The sequence below is a fragment of the Microcella humidisoli genome, from assembly GCF_024362325.1.
Taxonomy (GTDB): Bacteria; Actinomycetota; Actinomycetes; order Actinomycetales; family Microbacteriaceae; genus Microcella; species Microcella humidisoli.
The window spans coordinates 720,944-736,669 of record NZ_CP101497.1; the positions used below are offsets into that span (position 1 = coordinate 720,944).

General features: G+C 70.9%; 10 protein-coding genes, 1 tRNA gene and 1 other RNA gene. 8 read left to right on the plus strand and 4 right to left on the minus strand.

Translation table 11 applies throughout. The annotated features are described in order from the left end of the window. Window positions 1-47: 47 nt before the first annotated feature. An RNA gene (ffs, locus tag NNL39_RS03410) (signal recognition particle sRNA small type) lies at window positions 48-144 on the minus strand. Between the two features lie 59 nt (window positions 145-203). Here ffs and NNL39_RS03415 point away from each other — a divergent pair. From NNL39_RS03415 to NNL39_RS03435, 5 genes are all read left to right on the plus strand, one after another. Next, a tRNA-Ser gene (locus NNL39_RS03415) sits at window positions 204-291 on the plus strand. A gap of 108 nt (window positions 292-399) precedes the next feature. Further along, window positions 400-876, plus strand: coding sequence for a DUF2975 domain-containing protein (locus tag NNL39_RS03420; protein WP_255160304.1), 477 nt, complete (start codon window positions 400-402; stop codon window positions 874-876). Next, window positions 876-1,097 carry a helix-turn-helix domain-containing protein gene (locus tag NNL39_RS03425; protein WP_255160305.1) on the plus strand — a complete coding sequence of 74 codons (222 nt, stop codon included), beginning with the start codon at window positions 876-878 and terminating at the stop codon, window positions 1,095-1,097. Before NNL39_RS03420 ends, NNL39_RS03425 begins: the two co-directional genes overlap by 1 nt. Further along, on the plus strand, window positions 1,094-4,777 hold the full coding sequence (locus tag NNL39_RS03430) for an SCO7613 C-terminal domain-containing membrane protein (RefSeq protein WP_255160306.1): 3,684 nt from the start codon (window positions 1,094-1,096) through the stop codon (window positions 4,775-4,777). Before NNL39_RS03425 ends, NNL39_RS03430 begins: the two co-directional genes overlap by 4 nt. 109 nt (window positions 4,778-4,886) lie before the next feature. After that, window positions 4,887-6,515, plus strand: coding sequence for an MFS transporter (locus NNL39_RS03435; RefSeq protein ID WP_255160307.1), 1,629 nt, complete (start codon window positions 4,887-4,889; stop codon window positions 6,513-6,515). Window positions 6,516-6,583: 68 nt separating this feature from the next. Here NNL39_RS03435 and NNL39_RS03440 read toward each other — a convergent pair whose 3' ends face one another. Further along, window positions 6,584-8,050 carry a leucyl aminopeptidase gene (locus tag NNL39_RS03440; protein WP_255160308.1) on the minus strand — a complete coding sequence of 489 codons (1,467 nt, stop codon included), beginning with the start codon at window positions 8,048-8,050 and terminating at the stop codon, window positions 6,584-6,586. Window positions 8,051-8,202: 152 nt separating this feature from the next. On the opposite strand from NNL39_RS03440, the gene NNL39_RS03445 reads away from it, so the two are divergent. Genes NNL39_RS03445 through NNL39_RS03455 form a run of 3 tightly spaced genes read left to right on the plus strand, consistent with a single transcriptional unit; the run spans window position 8,203 to window position 12,629 of the window. Further along, window positions 8,203-9,306 (plus strand): AI-2E family transporter, encoded by a 1,104-nt coding sequence (locus NNL39_RS03445; protein WP_255160309.1) that lies wholly within the window; start codon window positions 8,203-8,205, stop codon window positions 9,304-9,306. A gap of 4 nt (window positions 9,307-9,310) precedes the next feature. Then, window positions 9,311-10,771 (plus strand): cardiolipin synthase, encoded by a 1,461-nt coding sequence (gene cls / locus NNL39_RS03450; protein ID WP_255160310.1) that lies wholly within the window; start codon window positions 9,311-9,313, stop codon window positions 10,769-10,771. Between the two features lie 43 nt (window positions 10,772-10,814). Continuing rightward, window positions 10,815-12,629, plus strand: coding sequence for an SLC13 family permease (locus NNL39_RS03455; protein WP_255160311.1), 1,815 nt, complete (start codon window positions 10,815-10,817; stop codon window positions 12,627-12,629). 42 nt (window positions 12,630-12,671) lie between these two features. Here NNL39_RS03455 and NNL39_RS03460 read toward each other — a convergent pair whose 3' ends face one another. Further along, window positions 12,672-14,426 carry a helicase HerA-like domain-containing protein gene (locus NNL39_RS03460; protein WP_255160312.1) on the minus strand — a complete coding sequence of 585 codons (1,755 nt, stop codon included), beginning with the start codon at window positions 14,424-14,426 and terminating at the stop codon, window positions 12,672-12,674. Between the two features lie 9 nt (window positions 14,427-14,435). Continuing rightward, window positions 14,436-15,713, minus strand: a complete 1,278-nt coding sequence (locus tag NNL39_RS03465; protein ID WP_255160313.1) for a saccharopine dehydrogenase family protein — start codon at window positions 15,711-15,713, stop codon at window positions 14,436-14,438. Between the last annotated feature and the right edge of the window lie 13 nt (window positions 15,714-15,726).

Sequence of the window (15,726 nt, forward strand, 5' to 3'; positions counted from 1 at the left end):
CCAGGGGTCGATGGTCCCGGGGATGCTGCGCCGGGCATCCGCGCACAAAAAAGGACCCCTCGCGCACCCGCCAGAGCCCGGTTACCCTTGCTGCATTTCTGCCCTGGGGGAGTTGGCCTGGATGGCGCCACGCGAGGAGCCGCCATCAGTTTACCGGTAGGATTCAGTCTCGTCGCTCCCGCCTCCGTGGCGGGCGCCGCCCAGGAGAATTCGCCTAGTGGCCTATGGCGCACGCTTGGAAAGCGTGTTGGGTGCAAGCCCTCGGGGGTTCGAATCCCCCATTCTCCGCCACCACTCCTCTCGTGCCGCTGCCGCGGCGTTTGTCGCGGTTGCGTGCGCTCGGCCGCCCGTCATGTATCGTTTGTCGATAGATATCGCCCGACAAACGATAGGAACGCGATGCACCGGATCACCATCCTCACGCTCAAGTCGCTCATCGCCGTGCTGCTCGCGCTGCTCGCGCTGACCCAGCTGGTCGTCGTTCCGGTCATCGCGGCCGAGACCGCCGAGCGCTTGCCCCCGCTCGCGTTCCTGCAGTGGCCCGGCGTCATCGCGGCCGCGGTGTTCGTGCTGTGCCTGCAGGCGGCGCTCGTCTGCGTCTGGCGCCTGCTGACCTTCGTGGGCGAGGGCATCATCTTCAACGTCAAAGCCTTCGCCTACGTCGACGTGATCCTCGGGGCGATCATCGTCGCCACCCTCATCGTCGTCGCGACGCTCGGGCTGCTCACGACCGTCGGGGCGGCCTCGCCCTCGATCGCGCTGCTCTGCCTGCTCGGCATCGTGATCGGCGCCGTGCTCGCCCTGCTCGTCGTCGTGCTGCGCGGGCTGCTGCGGCAGGCCTCGCAGCTCGAGAGCGACCTCGCGGAGGTGGTGTGATGCCCATCATCATCAACCTCGACGTGCAGCTCGCCAAGAAGAAGATGTCGGTGGGCGAGTTCGCCGCCGCGATCGACATCACCCCGGCGAACGTCGCCGTGCTCAAGAACGGTCGCGCGAAGGCCGTGCGGTTCTCGACCCTCGACGCGATCTGCCGGGTGCTCGAGTGCCAGCCCGGCGACATCCTCGTGTGGGTTGCCGACGAGGAGCCGGGCGCATGACCACGACGCACTGGAGCGCGCCGACCGTCGAGCGGCTGCGCGACGCCACACGATGCCCCGTGTGCACCCGTCCCCTCGACGCGGGCCTCTGCCGATCCTGCGGTGCCGACCTGCGCGGCGAGCCCGGCGTCGAGGTGTGGCAGGCGGCGTCGGCCGCGGCCGATGCGCTCGCGGCGCTGCAGACGGTGGTCACGAGCATCCCGCGCCGCGTCATCGACCCGGTCACCGTGCGCCCGCGTCCCGTGGCAGCGCCCGCCAGTCGGCCGACGTCCGCCGCTCCTCCGCGCGCCAGCACCACGCTGCAGTCGGTGCTCGCCGTCGCCGGGGCGGGTCTCGTCGCACTCGCCGCGCTCGTCTTCACGCTGCTCAACCCCGACCTCACCGACCCGATCGCGCGCGGCGGCGTGCTCGTCGCCGCGACGCTGCTGTTCGCCGGCGGCGCTCCGGTGCTGCGCCGCCGCGCCCTCGCCGTCTCGGCGGAGTGCGTCGCGGCCCTCGCCCTCGTCTTCGCGACCCTCGCGATCGTCGCGCTCGCGCCCGCGCTGCCCCTCGGTCTCGACGGCTGGGCACTCACGACCCTGAGCGCCCTGTTCGGCGGCGCTCTCGCGCTGGCGCTCGGCCTGCGCACGCGCCTTCGCGGGTGGATGCTCGCCGGCAGCCTCGCCCTCGCCCTCGTGCCCCTGCTCGCGGCGGCCGCGATCGGCACCCCGCCCGGCACGCTGTGGGGTCCGCTCGGCTCCGCGGCCGTCGCGCTCGCGCTGCTCGAGGGGGCGAGCCGGCTCGAGGCGCGCGGAGCGCTGGGTCGGCACCGTGAGCGCACCCTGCTCATCGCCGTGCAGCTGCTCGGCGCCGTGCTGCTCGCCGCGTTCATCGTCGAGGCCTGGTTCGGCGGCCCCGATGATGGCTGGGCGCACGGCACCGAGCGCTGGCTGAGCACCGCGGCCGCCGTGCTCGGCGGCGGCGCCGTCGCCGCGCGCAGCGCCCGCCACGGCCTGCGCCTGCTGTGGAGCTTCATCGCGGGGGCGAGCGTGCCGGCCGCGCTCGTGATTGCCTCGCTCGGCATCGACCCCGGCTGGATCGGAGGGCCCTCGGCCCTCATCGTGCTCGTACCCGCCGCGGCAGCCGCGGGCGTGCTCGCGCTCACGGCCCTGAGCCGCGCCGATGTCGCCGCGCACCGCCGCACCGTGCTCGCGGGGGCCATGAGCGTGTTCGCGATCGTGGTGTCCCCGCATGCCGGGCTCGCCGCGCTCGGCGCGCTGGCCGCACTGCTCGGTGGCGCCCGCGCGACCGCGGGCGGCGGCTCGCCGCTCGACGCCGACACGGGCGCCGCCGTCGTGCTCGGCCTCGTCGTCGCGAGTGTCGCCCTCGCCCTGCAGGCTCGGCTCGTCGGCGACCGCGCCGGTCGTCCGACCGCGGCCGTGCACCGCGGACGCGCGCTCAGCTTCTGGACGCTCGGCCTCGCCGGTCTCGGTGCGCTCGGGCTGACGATCGTCGCCCCGGAGGTGCGCGCGATCGCCGCGATCGTGCTCGTGACAGCCACGGCGGTCATCCTGACCACGACCGCCGCAGGGCCGCGCGCACGGCTCGCCCTGCGACTGCCGATCATCCTCGCGGGCCATGCCGCGCTGCTGGTCGCCGTCTCGTTGTCGTGGCAGTCGACCGAGTCGGCCGTGATGCTCGGGCCCGCCGCCCTCGTCGCGCTCGTCGCGCTCGCCGGCACGGTGCCCGCCGCCGGCCGTGCCGCGCACACCGCCGTCGGCGTCGGGTACGCACTCGTCCTCACCGCCTCGGCGCTCTCGCTCGCCGGTGTCGGCGGCCCTGCACTGGTGAGCCTCACCGCGACGATCGGGCTCATCGTCGCGATCGCGGTGACGCTCGTGCCGCGGGTTCCCGCCGCGCACTGGCTCACGGTGCTGGTCGTCACGACCGTGCCGTTCGCGCTCGCCGTCGCTCTCGTGGTGGTCGAGCGCAGCGGCTGGGCGGCCCTCTCGACCACGGCCATGATCGTGCTGGCCGTGAGCCTTCTGCGCACGCGTCGGCCCGGCCTCGGCATCGTCGTGCGGGTGCTCGCGGGCACCGTCATCGTTCCCTCCCTCGCGGTCGTGCTCGTCGACCTCGGAGCCGAGCTGCTCGTCATGAGCGGCTCGCCCATCGTGCTGCCGGCGATCGCCCTGCTCGTGGCGGCGACCCTGCCGCTCATCCCCCGCCTCGTCGAGGGCATGCGCGACCGCGGCATGCCGGTCGCGCACGCGAGCGCCGTCGGCCGGGCGATCGAGCTCTCGACCCTGCTCACCGCCGTCATCGCCGTCGCGCTGGCCTACGCACGCGAGGCCGCCGGGCCCGTGACCGCGATCATCGTGCTCGCACTCGTGGCTCTGGGCTGCGCGACCGCCGCGCGCGTGCGTGGCGCGGCACCGTATTGGTGGGTGAGCGGGGCCGCCGCGACGGCGGCGCTCTCGACCCTGTGGTTCGAGCTCGGCGTCACGGCACCCGAGGCACACCTGCTGCCGCCGGCGATCGCCACGGCCACGATCGCCGCGGTGCTGACGGCGCGGGCAAGGCCGCGCCCCGAGCTCTACGGCGCGGCCCTGCTCACCGGCATCGTGCCCTTGCTCGCGCTGCTCGCGCTCGACGCCGAGCCCGTGCCCGCTCGAGCGCTGGGGCTCGTGCTCGCATCGGTGGGTCTCGCAGTGCTCGGGGCGAGCATCCGTCCCCGCGCGGCGGCGCCGGGCGGCGGCCTCGAACCGCACCGCCTCGCCCCCGTACGGGCATGGACGCTCTCGGCCGCAACCGTGGCGGGTCTCGCGGGCGCCGCGCTCGCCGCCCGCATCGGGCTCGGCACCGCCTCGCTCGCTGTCGACCCGGCGGCCGCGCCGACCGTCGTGGTCGTGCTGCTCGTGGCCCTCGCGGGCGCCGTGCCCGCCGGGGTCGCGGGAATGCTGCGCACCGCATCCCTCGACGCGCCGGCCCGGCGCTGGGCGCTCGTGCCCGCGATCTCCGCTGTCACGATCGCGGCGTGGACGGCGATCGAGCCCGAGGCGCTGACGGTCGCCATCCTGTGGATGCTCATGCTCGCGTTGCTCATCACCATGACCATCGCCGTCGCTCGTGAGCGGCGCGGCACGACTCTGCTGCCGCGAGCGTGGGTGCTCTTCTCGCTCGCCCTCGGCACGGCCATCGTCGCGTGGAGCACGCGCGAGTTCCTGCGGGTCGAAGCCTTCTCGCTGCCCCTCGGCCTCCTGCTGCTCATCGCCGGCGCCATCGCGCTGCGTCAGACAGCACCGAGCACCACGGTTCCGGTGCACCACTGGCCTGCCGGGCGATCGGGATCGTGGTGGCTGCTCGCTCCGGGGCTCATCGTGCTCGTGTTCGCCTCCATGCTCGCGACGGCCACCGACCCGCAGACCTGGCGCGCGGTGCTCGTCATGGGGCTCGCCCTCGCCTTCATCCTCGTCGGCGTGCGGTGGCGGCTCGCGGCCCCCTTCGTGCTCGGCATCATCGTGCTGCCGGTCGAGAACGTGCTCGCGTTCTCGGTGCAGATCGGGCGCGGCATCGAGGCCATGCCGTGGTGGATCACCCTCGCGGTCGTGGGCCTCGTGCTGCTCGTGATCGCTGTCGGATCCGAGCGCCGCGGCGGCCCGGGTGCCCCGGCGACGCCGCGCCTGCGCGACCTCCGCTGACCGCCCGCGGCGCCGCGCCGAATATCTCTCGCCAAGCCGTTCGTGGTGGGGCAGTATTGCGGCTACAGAGCGCGCATCCGAACGCGCCGAGAGCCGGAGGCATACCCCCATGTCCGCAGGATCCGCTGTCGAAACGCGCAGCTCGTGGTTGCCGCTGTTCGTTGTCATGCTGGCGCAGGTTCAGCTCGCGTTCAACGCCTGGAACGTGTCGATCACCGGCATCACGGAAGACCTCGGCATCTCGCCGACCACGGTCGGCCTCGCGAACACCGCGAGCACCTTCGCCGTCTCGGCCTTCCTGCTGCTCGGCGCGAAGATCACCGCGAAGATCGGCCCCGTGCTCGCCTTCCGCATCGGCGTGATCATTCCCGCGCTCGCCGCCATCCTCATCGCGACGGCGCAGGACGGCTCGGTGCTCTTCATCGCCCAGTCGATCACGGGCGCCTCGAACGCCATCACGCTGCCGGCGCTCACGATCATCATCGCCGCGAGCTTCCAGGGCAAGCAGCAGGCCTCGGCGATCGGCTACTTCGCGGCGAGCATCCCGCTCGCCCAGGTGGTCTCGCTGCTCATCGCCGGTCAGTTCGCCTCGACGATCGGCTGGCGCTGGTCGTTCGTGCTCGTCGCGTCGATCGGCCTCATCAACTTCGCCGCGAGCTTCCTGCTCAAGCCCGTGCCGCCGCAGAAGAACCTCATCGTCGACTGGACCGGCGGCATGCTCGCCGCGATCTCGATCATCCTGATCAGCTTCGGCATGAGCGTCATGAACGACTGGGGCCTGCTGACGGCGAGCGGCAACGCTCCGATCTCGATCGGCGAGTTCTCGGTCGTGCCCTTCTTCTTCGTCGCGGCGGTCATCTTCGCGCAGCTCTTCCTCAGCCGCACGCGCAAGCGCATGGCCGAGCAGAAGGTGCCGCTCGTCAACCTCGACATCGTCGGAACGCGCAGCGAGCGCGCCACCGTCACCGTCATGGGCCTCATGCTGTTCGTGGGCACGGCCGTGAGCTTCCTCATGCCGCTCTACATGCAGGTCGTGCAGGGCTTCGTCGGCATCGAGGTCTCGTTCGCCGTGATTCCGTACACGATCTCGATCTTCATCGCCAACACCCTCGTCTCGCGGCTCTACAGCCGATTCGCGCCGCGCACGATCGCGAGCGTGAGCATGACGGTCGTCACCCTCGCGCTCGTGTGGCTGTCGTTCACGATCGCGAACGACTGGGGTCAGGCATCCGTCATCATCGGTCTCGTCGTGCTCGGCCTCGCGCAGGGCTGCGTCGTCGCCCTCGTCTTCAACTCGCTGCTCACCTCGGCGCCCGCCGAGAACGCCGGCGACGTCGGCGCCATCCGCGGTCTGACGCACAACCTCTCGGGCAGCGCGGGCATCGCCGTCGCGTCGGCCTTCGCCGTCGGCCTGCTCACCTCGAGCGCCTACGCGGCAGCGAACGACTCCGAGGTCTTCACACCCGAGATCGTCGAGCAGATCAACTTCGACAACGTCAACTTCTTCACCAACGCGCAGCTCGAGCAGGTGCTGACCGAGCGCACCGACGCGACCGAGGAGCAGATCGCGTTCGCCGTCGAGGAGTTCACCGAATCACGGCTCACCGCGCTGCGCACCACGATGCTCGTGCTGGGCGGGCTCGCCGCGCTCGCGATCGTTCCTGCGCGCCGCATGCCCGGCTTCCAGAAGGAGGACCTGTACGTGGGGTACCCGGAGTCGGACGAGAAGAAGGACTAGCGAGCGCACGACACGAACGGGCCCCGGCGGATGTTCTCCGCCGGGGCCCGTTCGTGCGAGGTGCGCCGCTAGGCCGCGAAGCGCTGCTCGATCGCGGCGAGCAGCGTGCGCACCGAGACGCCCGTGGCGCCTTCGGCGAGGTAGCCGTAGGCCGGTCCCTCGTTCACGGCCGCGCCGGCGATGTCGAGGTGCGCCCACGGGATCGGCGAGCCGTCGGCGCGCGTGCCGATGAACTCTTTGAGGAAGATGCCCGCGACGAGCATCCCGCCATCGCGATTGCCCACCTTGAGGTTCGCCATGTCGGCGAAGCGCGAGTCGAGCTGCGAGCGCAGCTCCTCCGGCAGGGGCATGTGCCAGTGCGGCTCGCCCGTCTCGCGGCCCGCGGCGACGATGGCACCGACGAGCTCGTCATCGCCCATGACGCCGACCGTGCGGCGGCCGAGCGAGACGATCGCCGCGCCCGTGAGGGTGGCGACGTCGATGATCGCGTCGGGGCCCTCCTCGCTCGCGAGCACGAGGCCGTCGGCCATGACGAGGCGGCCCTCGGCGTCGGTGTTCATGACCTCGACGGTCGTGCCGCCGCGGATGGTGAGGATGTCGTTGACGCGAATCGCCGTCGACGACACGAGGTTCTCTGACATGCACAGGAACGCCGTGAGGCGCACGGGCAGCCCGAGCCGCGCCGCCGCGAGCACGAGGCCGAGCGAGACGGCGGCGCCGCCCATGTCGTTCTGCATGCCGTTCATGGCTTCGGCGGGCTTGAGCGAGTAGCCGCCCGTGTCGTACGTGATGCCCTTGCCGACGAGCGCGACGTGCTGCTCGGCGCCCGCGGGAGCGTACGAGACCTTCACGAGGCGCGGCGGGCGCGACGAGCCCTGGCCGATGCCGATGATGCCGCCGCAGCCTTCGGCCGCGAGCTTCTTCTCGTCCCACACCTCGACCGTGACGGGCGCGCCCTTCGCGGCCGCGATGGCGGCGTCGGCGAACGACTGCGGGTAGAGGTCGCCGCCCGAGCGGTTCGTCAGGTCGCGCACGAGGGCGATCTGCTCGGTGACGATGCGGATGCGCTCGATCGCCTCGGCCGAGACCGCCGCGGCCGTGCACACCGTCACAGCGCCGACCGGGGTCTTGACCTTCGCGGCGGTCTTCGCGCGGTAGTCGGTGAAGGCGTAGGCCGCGAGCGCGGCGCCCTCGATCATGGCGTGCACGTGCGCCTCGTCGTCGAGGCCGAAGGCGAGCGCGATGGATGCGGCGCCGGCGAGCTGGCGCACGGCCGAGCCGGCCGCACGACGGGCCGTGTCGGCCGAGAGCGTCGCGCCGAGCCCGACGACGGCGAGGGTCGCGCGCGAGCCGTCGAGCGCGGGCAGGCGCACGAGCTCGTCGGCCTTGCCCGTGAGCCCGATGGCGACGAGCTGGTCGTGCAGTGCGGCGAGCGACGGGTGCGCGACGAGCTCGGGGCCGTCGGCCCCGATGCGCGCGGCGATCACAACGACGTCGACGTCGAGGGATGCGGGGGCGGCGGATGAGGTGGTCACCGTCAGGCTGCTCATGGGTGGTCCGTTTCTCGTGCGGGTCAGGACGATCGTGGAGTGACGATTCGTCGCGCCCAGGCTATTCCCTTCATCGTTCGGGCGATATGGTGACGAGGATTCTGTCGGTCGATCGGCGGAAGACAGAGAGGACCGCCATGGCGTCCGAGGCACCCGTCCCCGCACCCGAGCCGGAGGCCGTGCGCACCGAACGCGTCACCTGGCTGCGCTCCGGGCCGTTCGCGATCGGGTTCATCGGCACGCTCGGCGTCCTGCTCGCCCTGCTGCTCGGCGCCGCGGTCGCGCAGCTCGCCTACACGATCACGCTCATCTTCCTGGCGACCTTCATCAGTCTCGGGCTCTACCCCGTCGTGACCCGGCTGCAGCAACGCGGGCTCAGCAAGGGCGCGGCTATCGGTGTGGTGCTCGCGGCCTTCCTCGCCGTCGTGGCGGCCATGCTCTTCCTCATCGTGCCGATCGTCATCGAGCAGGCCACGGAGCTCGCGCGCACGCTGCCCGAGAACCTCACCGACGTGAACAACCAACCGTGGTTCATCGATCTCGACGAGCAGTTCAACGGCTACCCGCTCATCCTGCTCGAGTGGATCCGCCTCAACTCGGCCGACCCGAGCCTGTGGCTCACGGTGGGCGGCGGGGCGCTGCGCATCGGTGCCGACATCATCAACGGCACGTTCGGCGTGCTGCTCGTCGTCGTCATCACGATCTACTTCGTCGCCTCGCTCGACGTGATGAAGAACGCGCTCTACGACCTCGTGCCGGGCTCGAAGCGCGCGGGCTTCGCCGAGATCGCGGAGGAGATCTTCGACTCCATCGGCAAGTACCTCAGCGGGCAGGTCATCATCGCGGTCACCAATGCGACCTTCTCCTTCATCCTGCTCACCATCATGGGCGTGCGCTACGCCGGCATCCTGGCGTTCATCGCGCTCTTCATAACGCTCATCCCGGTCGTGGGCTCGGTCATCAGCACGACCCTCATGGTGCTCGTGTCGCTCTTCACCTCACCCGCAGCGGCGCTCGTCGTCGGCATCGTCATGATCGTGTACATGCAGCTCGAGGCATACCTGCTGACGCCCCGCATCATCGGCAAGGCCATCAAGATCCCGGCCTCGCTCGTGCTCATCGGCGCCGTCATCGGCGGCACCCTCCTCGGCCTGCTCGGTGCCCTCGTCGCGTCGCCCGTCGTCGCGAGCATCCTGCTGATCCTCAAGAAGGTCGTCGTTCCGCGGCAGAGGGTGAAGTAGTCGCGTGCCCAGTGATGCGACCGGGCTGCTGCCCGCCCTGCTCGTCGTCGCGCACGTCGTGCTCGGCTCGATCGCGATCATCCTGATCTCAGCCCGACGCCGGCCGTCGACGGCGATCGCGTGGATGCTCACGATCATCTTCATCCCGTACATCGGCGCGATCGCCTTCTTCCTCGTCGGCCTCAGCCGCCTGCCGAAGCGCCGGCGCGAGAAGCAGCACGAGGTCAGCCGGGCCATCCTCGATCGCACCGAGGGTCTCGACCGTGTGAGCCACCGTGACGAGTGGCCCGAGTGGCTGGGCTCCTCGGTGCGGCTCAACGAGAACCTCGGCGCCCTGCCCATGGTGGGCGGCAATCGTGCCGAGCTCATCGACGACTACGAGGGCGCGATCGCGGCGATGGTGGCCGACATCGACACGGCCGAGCAGTACGTGCACGTCGAGTTCTTCATCCTGACCCTCGATGCGACGACCGAGCCCTTCTTCGCCGCACTCGAGCGGGCGACCGCGCGCGGGGTCACGGTGCGCGTTCTGAGCGACCACCTGATGAGCATCCTGTACCCGCCGCGTAAGGAGACGCTCGGTCGCCTCGCCGCGATGGGGGCCGAATGGCACGGGATGCTCCCCCTTCGCCCGTGGAAGGGCCAGTGGCAGCGCCCCGACCTGCGCAACCACCGCAAGCTCGTCGTCGTCGACGGGCGCGTGGGCCACACGGGCTCGCAGAACATGATCCAGTCGAACTACGGCAAGAAGAAGTCGATCGCGCGCGGACTGCACTGGCACGAGGTCATGGTGCGGCTCGAGGGGCCGGTCGTGCGTGAGCTCGACGCCGTCTTCGTGACCGACTGGTACAGCGAGACCGACGAGCTGCTGCCGCTCGACACGAGCCCCGTCGTGCTCGGCGACGACCCCGCTCTGCTGGACGCCCAGGTGCTGCCGAGCGGGCCGAGCTTCGAGAACGACAACAACCTCAAGCTCTACACGACCCTCATCCACAAGGCCGAGCGCCAGGTGAGCATCACGAGCCCGTACTTCGTTCCCGACGAGGCAATTCAACTGGCCATCATCACCGCGGCGTCGCGAGGGCTGCTCGTCGAGCTCTACGTGAGCGAGATCGGCGACCAGTTCTTCGTCTATCACGCGCAGCGCTCGTACTACGAAGACCTGCTGCGCGCCGGGGTGCGCATCTACCTCTATCAGGCGCCGACGGTGCTGCACTCGAAGCACTTCACGATCGACGACGACGTCGCCATCGTCGGCTCGAGCAACATGGACATCCGCTCGTTCAGCCTCAACATGGAGGTCTCGGTCATGGTGCACGGCGCCGAGTTCGTGCAGCGCATGCGCGCGATCGAGGCCTCGTACCGCGCGGAGAGCCGCGAGCTGCACCTCGACGAGTGGGTGCGACGACCGTGGGGCGAGAAGGCGCGCGACTCGATCGCCCGGCTCACCTCGTCGTTGCAGTGATCGCCGCTATGCGCGCGACGGGCCCGCGGCTAGAGTCGGCATCGTGAGCGACATCACCATCACGATGCTGATCCTCGCCGTCGTGGTGCTGGCGTTCGTGACGAACCGCATCCCCGTCGGCCTCATCGCCGTCGGCGCCTCGCTCGCCCTCTACGCCTTCGGCATCCTCGACCTCGCTCAGACCTTCGCGGGCTTCGGCGACCCGGCTGTCGTGCTCATCGCCGCGCTCTTCGTCGTCGCCGAGGGGCTCGACGGCTCGGGGCTCACGGCCTGGACGGGCCAGCAGCTCATCAAGCGCGGCGGGGGCAGCTCGCGCGTGCTCACGATCATCATCATGATCGTCGTCGCCGTGCTCGCGGCGCTCATCAGCGTCAACGGCGCGGTCGCCGCGCTGCTGCCGGTCGTCGTCGTCATCGCGACGAAGATGACGATGCCCGCGGGCCGTCTGCTGCTGCCGCTCGCCTTCGGGGCGCACGCCGGCTCGCTCCTCACGCTCACGGGCTCGCCCGTCAACGTCATCATGTCCGAGCTCGCCGAAGAGGAGACGGGACGCGCGTTCGGCTTCTTCGAGTTCAGCCTCGTGGGCCTGCCGATCGTCGCCGGAACGGTGCTCATCGCGGTGCTGCTCGGCAACCGGCTCATCCCGGCCCGCACGCCCTCGACGCTCGCGACCGACCTCGGTGATCACGCCCGCACGCTGCTCGCCCAGTTCGGCGGCGCGCAGCCGTTCGGCCGCGTGCGCGTACTCTCGGGGTCGCCGCTCATCGGCCGCACCGCCGAGCAGATCGTGTTCGAGAGCGACTCCGCGGTGTCGCTCATCGCGATCCAGTCGCCGGGAGTGCGCGGTTCGCGTGACGCCTCCGCGCCCATCCGCGAGGGGGACGTGCTGATTCTGCAGGGAACCCCGACGAGCATCCGCTCGGTGAGCGACGACGTCAAGCTCGAGGGCATCGGCACGAGCACGGTCTCGAGCACCTGGGCCGCGATGGACGCCGAGTACGGCGTCGCCGAGATCGTCATCCCTCCGCGCTCGCGTGCGATCGGCGACGAGGTGTTCCCCGGCATGGTCACCGAGAGCGGCGACCTCATCATCGTCGCGATCCAGCGCGGTGGCGAAGACATCGGCGATCAGACCGGCATCCGCCTCGAGGCCGGCGACATCCTGCTCGTGCAAGGCAAGTGGGAGGCCCTCGACGAGAACCTCCGCGACACCTCGGTGATGGTCGTGGATGCTCCCGACCAGATCCGCCGCCAGGCAGCGCCCCTCGGGCGCCGCGCGTACCTCGCCCTCGGGGTGCTGGTGCTCATGGTCGTCGCCCTCGCGACGGGCATCGTGCCGCCCGCCGTGGCCGGACTCGTCGCCGCGGCGATCATGGTGCTCACGCGCGTGGTGTCGATCGAGAAGGCTCACCGCTCGATCCAGTGGACGACCGTGCTGCTCGTCGGCGGCATGATCCCGGTCTCGACCGCGATCACGCAGACGGGCGCGGCCGACCTGCTCGCCACGGGCATCGTCGACGCGGTCGGCGCTCTCGGCCCCGGCGTCGTGCTCGCGGCTCTCGGTCTCGTGACCCTGATCTTCGGACAGCTGATCAGCAACACGGCGACCGCGCTCATCATCGCGCCGATCGCCATCTCGGTGGCCTATGAGATGGGGGTCTCTCCGCTCCCGTTCCTCATGGCGGTCGCCGTCACCGCCGCTGCCGCCGTGCTGACCCCGGTCGCGACGCCCGGCAACCTCATGATCATGGCCCCGTCAGGGTTCCAGTTCGGCGACTACTGGAAGTTCGGGCTACCGGTCGGCCTGGTGTTCTTCGGCGTCGCGGTGCTGCTCGTGCCCGTGCTGTTCCCCTTCTGACCCGTCCGTCGCGCCCGCCGACCGCGTCGCTCCGGCGTCGGCTCAGCGCCGCCCGAGCGTGCCGAAGATGCCGCGCACGACCTCGCGGATGACGGTCTGGCCGGTGCGCGAGCCCAGCACGTCGCCGAGCATGTCGCCGACGCCCGGCTCGGGCTTCGTCGTGCGGCGGTTCGTCGTGCGCGTCGTCGTGCGCTCCTTCTTCTGCAGGTCGCGCAAGGCCTTCTCGTACTCCTCGCGCGCGGCGTCCTTCTGCTCGGCAGCCTGCTCGGCCGCCTCGCGCGCCGCCTCGGCCTCGGCCGCGGCGTTCATGCGTCCCGTGAGCAGTTCGTAGGCCGACTCGCGGTCGACCGCCTGTCCGTACTGCGCGAGCAGGGGCGAGGCCGCGATCGTCGCCGCGACCAGCTCGGCGGGCGCGGGATCCATCGAGCCCTGGGGGGCGCGCAGGCGCGTCCAGGCCACGGGCGAGGGGGCGCCCTTCTCGTTCATGACGGTCACGATCGCCTCGCCGATGCCGAGCGTCGTGAGCACCTCGTCGAGCTCGTAGCCGCTGTTCGGGTAGGTCGAGACGGCGGCCTTGAGGGCCTTCGCGTCGTCGGGCGTGAAGGCGCGCAGCTGGTGCTGCACGCGCGAGCCGAGCTGCGCGAGCACGTCGCCCGGCACGTCTTTCGGCGACTGGGTGACGAAGAAGATGCCGACGCCCTTCGAGCGGATGAGCCGCACCGTCTGGGTGATGGCGGCGAGGAAGTCTTTGCTCGCATCGCGGAACAGCAGGTGCGCCTCGTCGAAGAAGAACACGAGCTTCGGCTTGTCGAGGTCGCCGACCTCGGGCAGGTCGTTGAAGAGGTCGGCGAGCAGCCACATGAGGAAGGTCGAGAACAGCGCCGGCTTGTCGGCGACACCCGGCACCTCGAGCAGGCTCACGATGCCGCGGCCGTCGGCCGTCGTGCGCAGGAAGTGCGCGGTGTCGAACTCGGGCTCGCCGAAGAAGACGTCGGCGCCCTCCGCGGCGAAGGTGATGAGCTCGCGCAGGATGACCCCGGCAGTCGCCTTGCTGAGACCGCCAAGCTCGGCGAGGTCGGCCTTGCCCTCGGGGCTCGTCAAGAACTGGATGACCGCGCGCAGGTCGTCGAGCCCCACGAGCGGCAGCCCGTTCTGGTCGGCGTAGAGGAAGACGAGGCCGAGGCTCGACTCCTGCGTGTCGTTGAGGCCGAGCACCTTGCTGAGCATGAGGGGCCCGAAGCTCGAGACCGTCGCGCGCACGGGGATGCCGTGACCGATTCCGCCGAGGCAGTAGAACTCGGTGGGGTGCGCCACGCCCTGCCACTGCTGACCGAGGCCGCTCGTGCGGGCGAGCAGCTTCTCGCTGCTCTGCCCGGCCACGGCGATGCCGCTGAGGTCGCCCTTGATGTCGGCGGCGAAGACGGGCACCCCCGCGGCGCTCAGCTGCTCGGCGAGCACCTGCAGGGTCTTCGTCTTGCCCGTGCCCGTCGCGCCGGCGACGAGGCCGTGCCGGTTGGTCATGGCGATGGGAATGCGGATCGGCACGTCGGGCAGCGCCTCGCCGTTGACGAGCGCGCCCATCTCGAGCACGGCCCCCTCGGGCTGGTACCCCACACGCACGGCGGCGACCTGCTCGGCATCGAGGGGGCCCTCGCTCGGGATGCTCGCCGCGGGTGCCGCCGCCTCGCTCGCCTGCGCGGCGGCGCGCGCGGCGGCCTCTTCGGCTGCGGCCAGTGCCGCCTGCGCCTGCTCGAGGGCCTGCTGGGCGGCCGTGACGGCCTCGCTCGCGTCAGTCATGGCGCCAGCCTAAGCGACGGGCGTGCGCTCCTGCAGGCCCCACGGCTGGCCGTAGCCGCCCTCGTTCTCGGGGCGCGCCATGAGGTCGAGGAAGGGCTGGGCGTCGAAGGCCTCGGGGCCGAGCACGCCCGCGCCGCTCCACGCACCCGAGGCGAGCAGCTCGAGGGCGATGACGGGGTTGAGGGCGGTCTGCCACACGACGCACTGGCTCTCGTACTCGGCCATCGTCCACTCGTTGTCACTGACGTGGTACAGGTAGACGTCGCGGGGCGCGCCGTCGACTCCGGTGCCCGTGACCCAGAGGCCCGCGCAGGTCTTGCCGGTCATCCGGGGCCCGAGGGTGGCCGGGTCGGGAAGGCCCGCGGCCACGACGTCGCGGGGGCTCACCATGACGGGGCCGTTCGCCGAGCGCACCCGGATGGGCTCGGTCTTGTCGAGGCCCAGCTGGTTGAGGGTCTTGAGAATGCCGATGAACTCGTCGCCCAGCCCGTACTTGAACGTGACGCGCTTCGCGTCGACCCAGCGCGGCATGAGCAGCACTTCTTCGTGCTCGACGTTGACGCACTCGACGGGGCCGATGCCCTCCGGGAAGTCGAAGACCTCGGGCTCGCTGAACGGCGGCGTCGTGAACCAGCCCGTGTCCTTCTCCCAGATGACGGGCGGGTTGAGGCACTCCTCGATCGTCGTCCAGATGCTGAACGACGGGGCGAAGATCTCATTGCCCTCGTCGTCGCGCACCACGAGGTTGGCACCGTCGCGCGTGCCGAGCTCGTCGATCTCGCGGAAGAGGTGGTCGGCGGCGTAGCGCGCGAACACGTCGCTGAGTCCGGGCTCGACGCCCATGCCCACGAGCGCGAGCCGACCGGCAGCCTCCCAGTCGCCCGCGGCGGCGAACTGCTCGTCGCCGAGCTTGACGCCCGTGAGGGCGTGCGGCTGCTCGGGGTGCGGGTGCGAGAGGCTCATGGCCATGTCGAGGTAGTCGGCACCTGCGGCCAGGGCGCCCGCGAAGATGGTGGGCACGAACTTGGGCTCGACGGCGTTCATGACGTGCGTCGCCGCGTGCTCGCGCGCGACGGCGGCGACGCTCTCCGACTGCGAGGCGTCGATCTGCGCCGCGACGAAGCGGTCGCCCTGGGGGCCGTGCTTGGCCTCGATCCAGGCGATCGTGCGCTCGGCGCGGGTGATGTCGTAGTCGCTCACGATCATCGTGTCGAAGAACGAGCGGCGTGCGGCGATCTTGGCGATGGCGTCTCCGACGCCTCCGGCGCCGACCAGGAGGATCCTCATGCGCCCCATGTTA

Bases quoted from the DNA above. Each gene is read 5' to 3' on its own strand.
- NNL39_RS03420 (WP_255160304.1), top strand. From the start codon at position 400: ATGCACCGGATCACCATCCTCACGCTCAAGTCGCTCATCGCCGTGCTG.
- NNL39_RS03425 (WP_255160305.1), top strand. From the start codon at position 876: ATGCCCATCATCATCAACCTCGACGTGCAGCTCGCCAAGAAGAAGATG.
- NNL39_RS03430 (WP_255160306.1), top strand. From the start codon at position 1,094: ATGACCACGACGCACTGGAGCGCGCCGACCGTCGAGCGGCTGCGCGAC.
- NNL39_RS03435 (WP_255160307.1), top strand. From the start codon at position 4,887: ATGTCCGCAGGATCCGCTGTCGAAACGCGCAGCTCGTGGTTGCCGCTG.
- NNL39_RS03445 (WP_255160309.1), top strand. From the start codon at position 8,203: ATGGCGTCCGAGGCACCCGTCCCCGCACCCGAGCCGGAGGCCGTGCGC.
- NNL39_RS03460 (WP_255160312.1), bottom strand. From the start codon at position 14,426: ATGACTGACGCGAGCGAGGCCGTCACGGCCGCCCAGCAGGCCCTCGAG.
- NNL39_RS03465 (WP_255160313.1), bottom strand. From the start codon at position 15,713: ATGAGGATCCTCCTGGTCGGCGCCGGAGGCGTCGGAGACGCCATCGCC.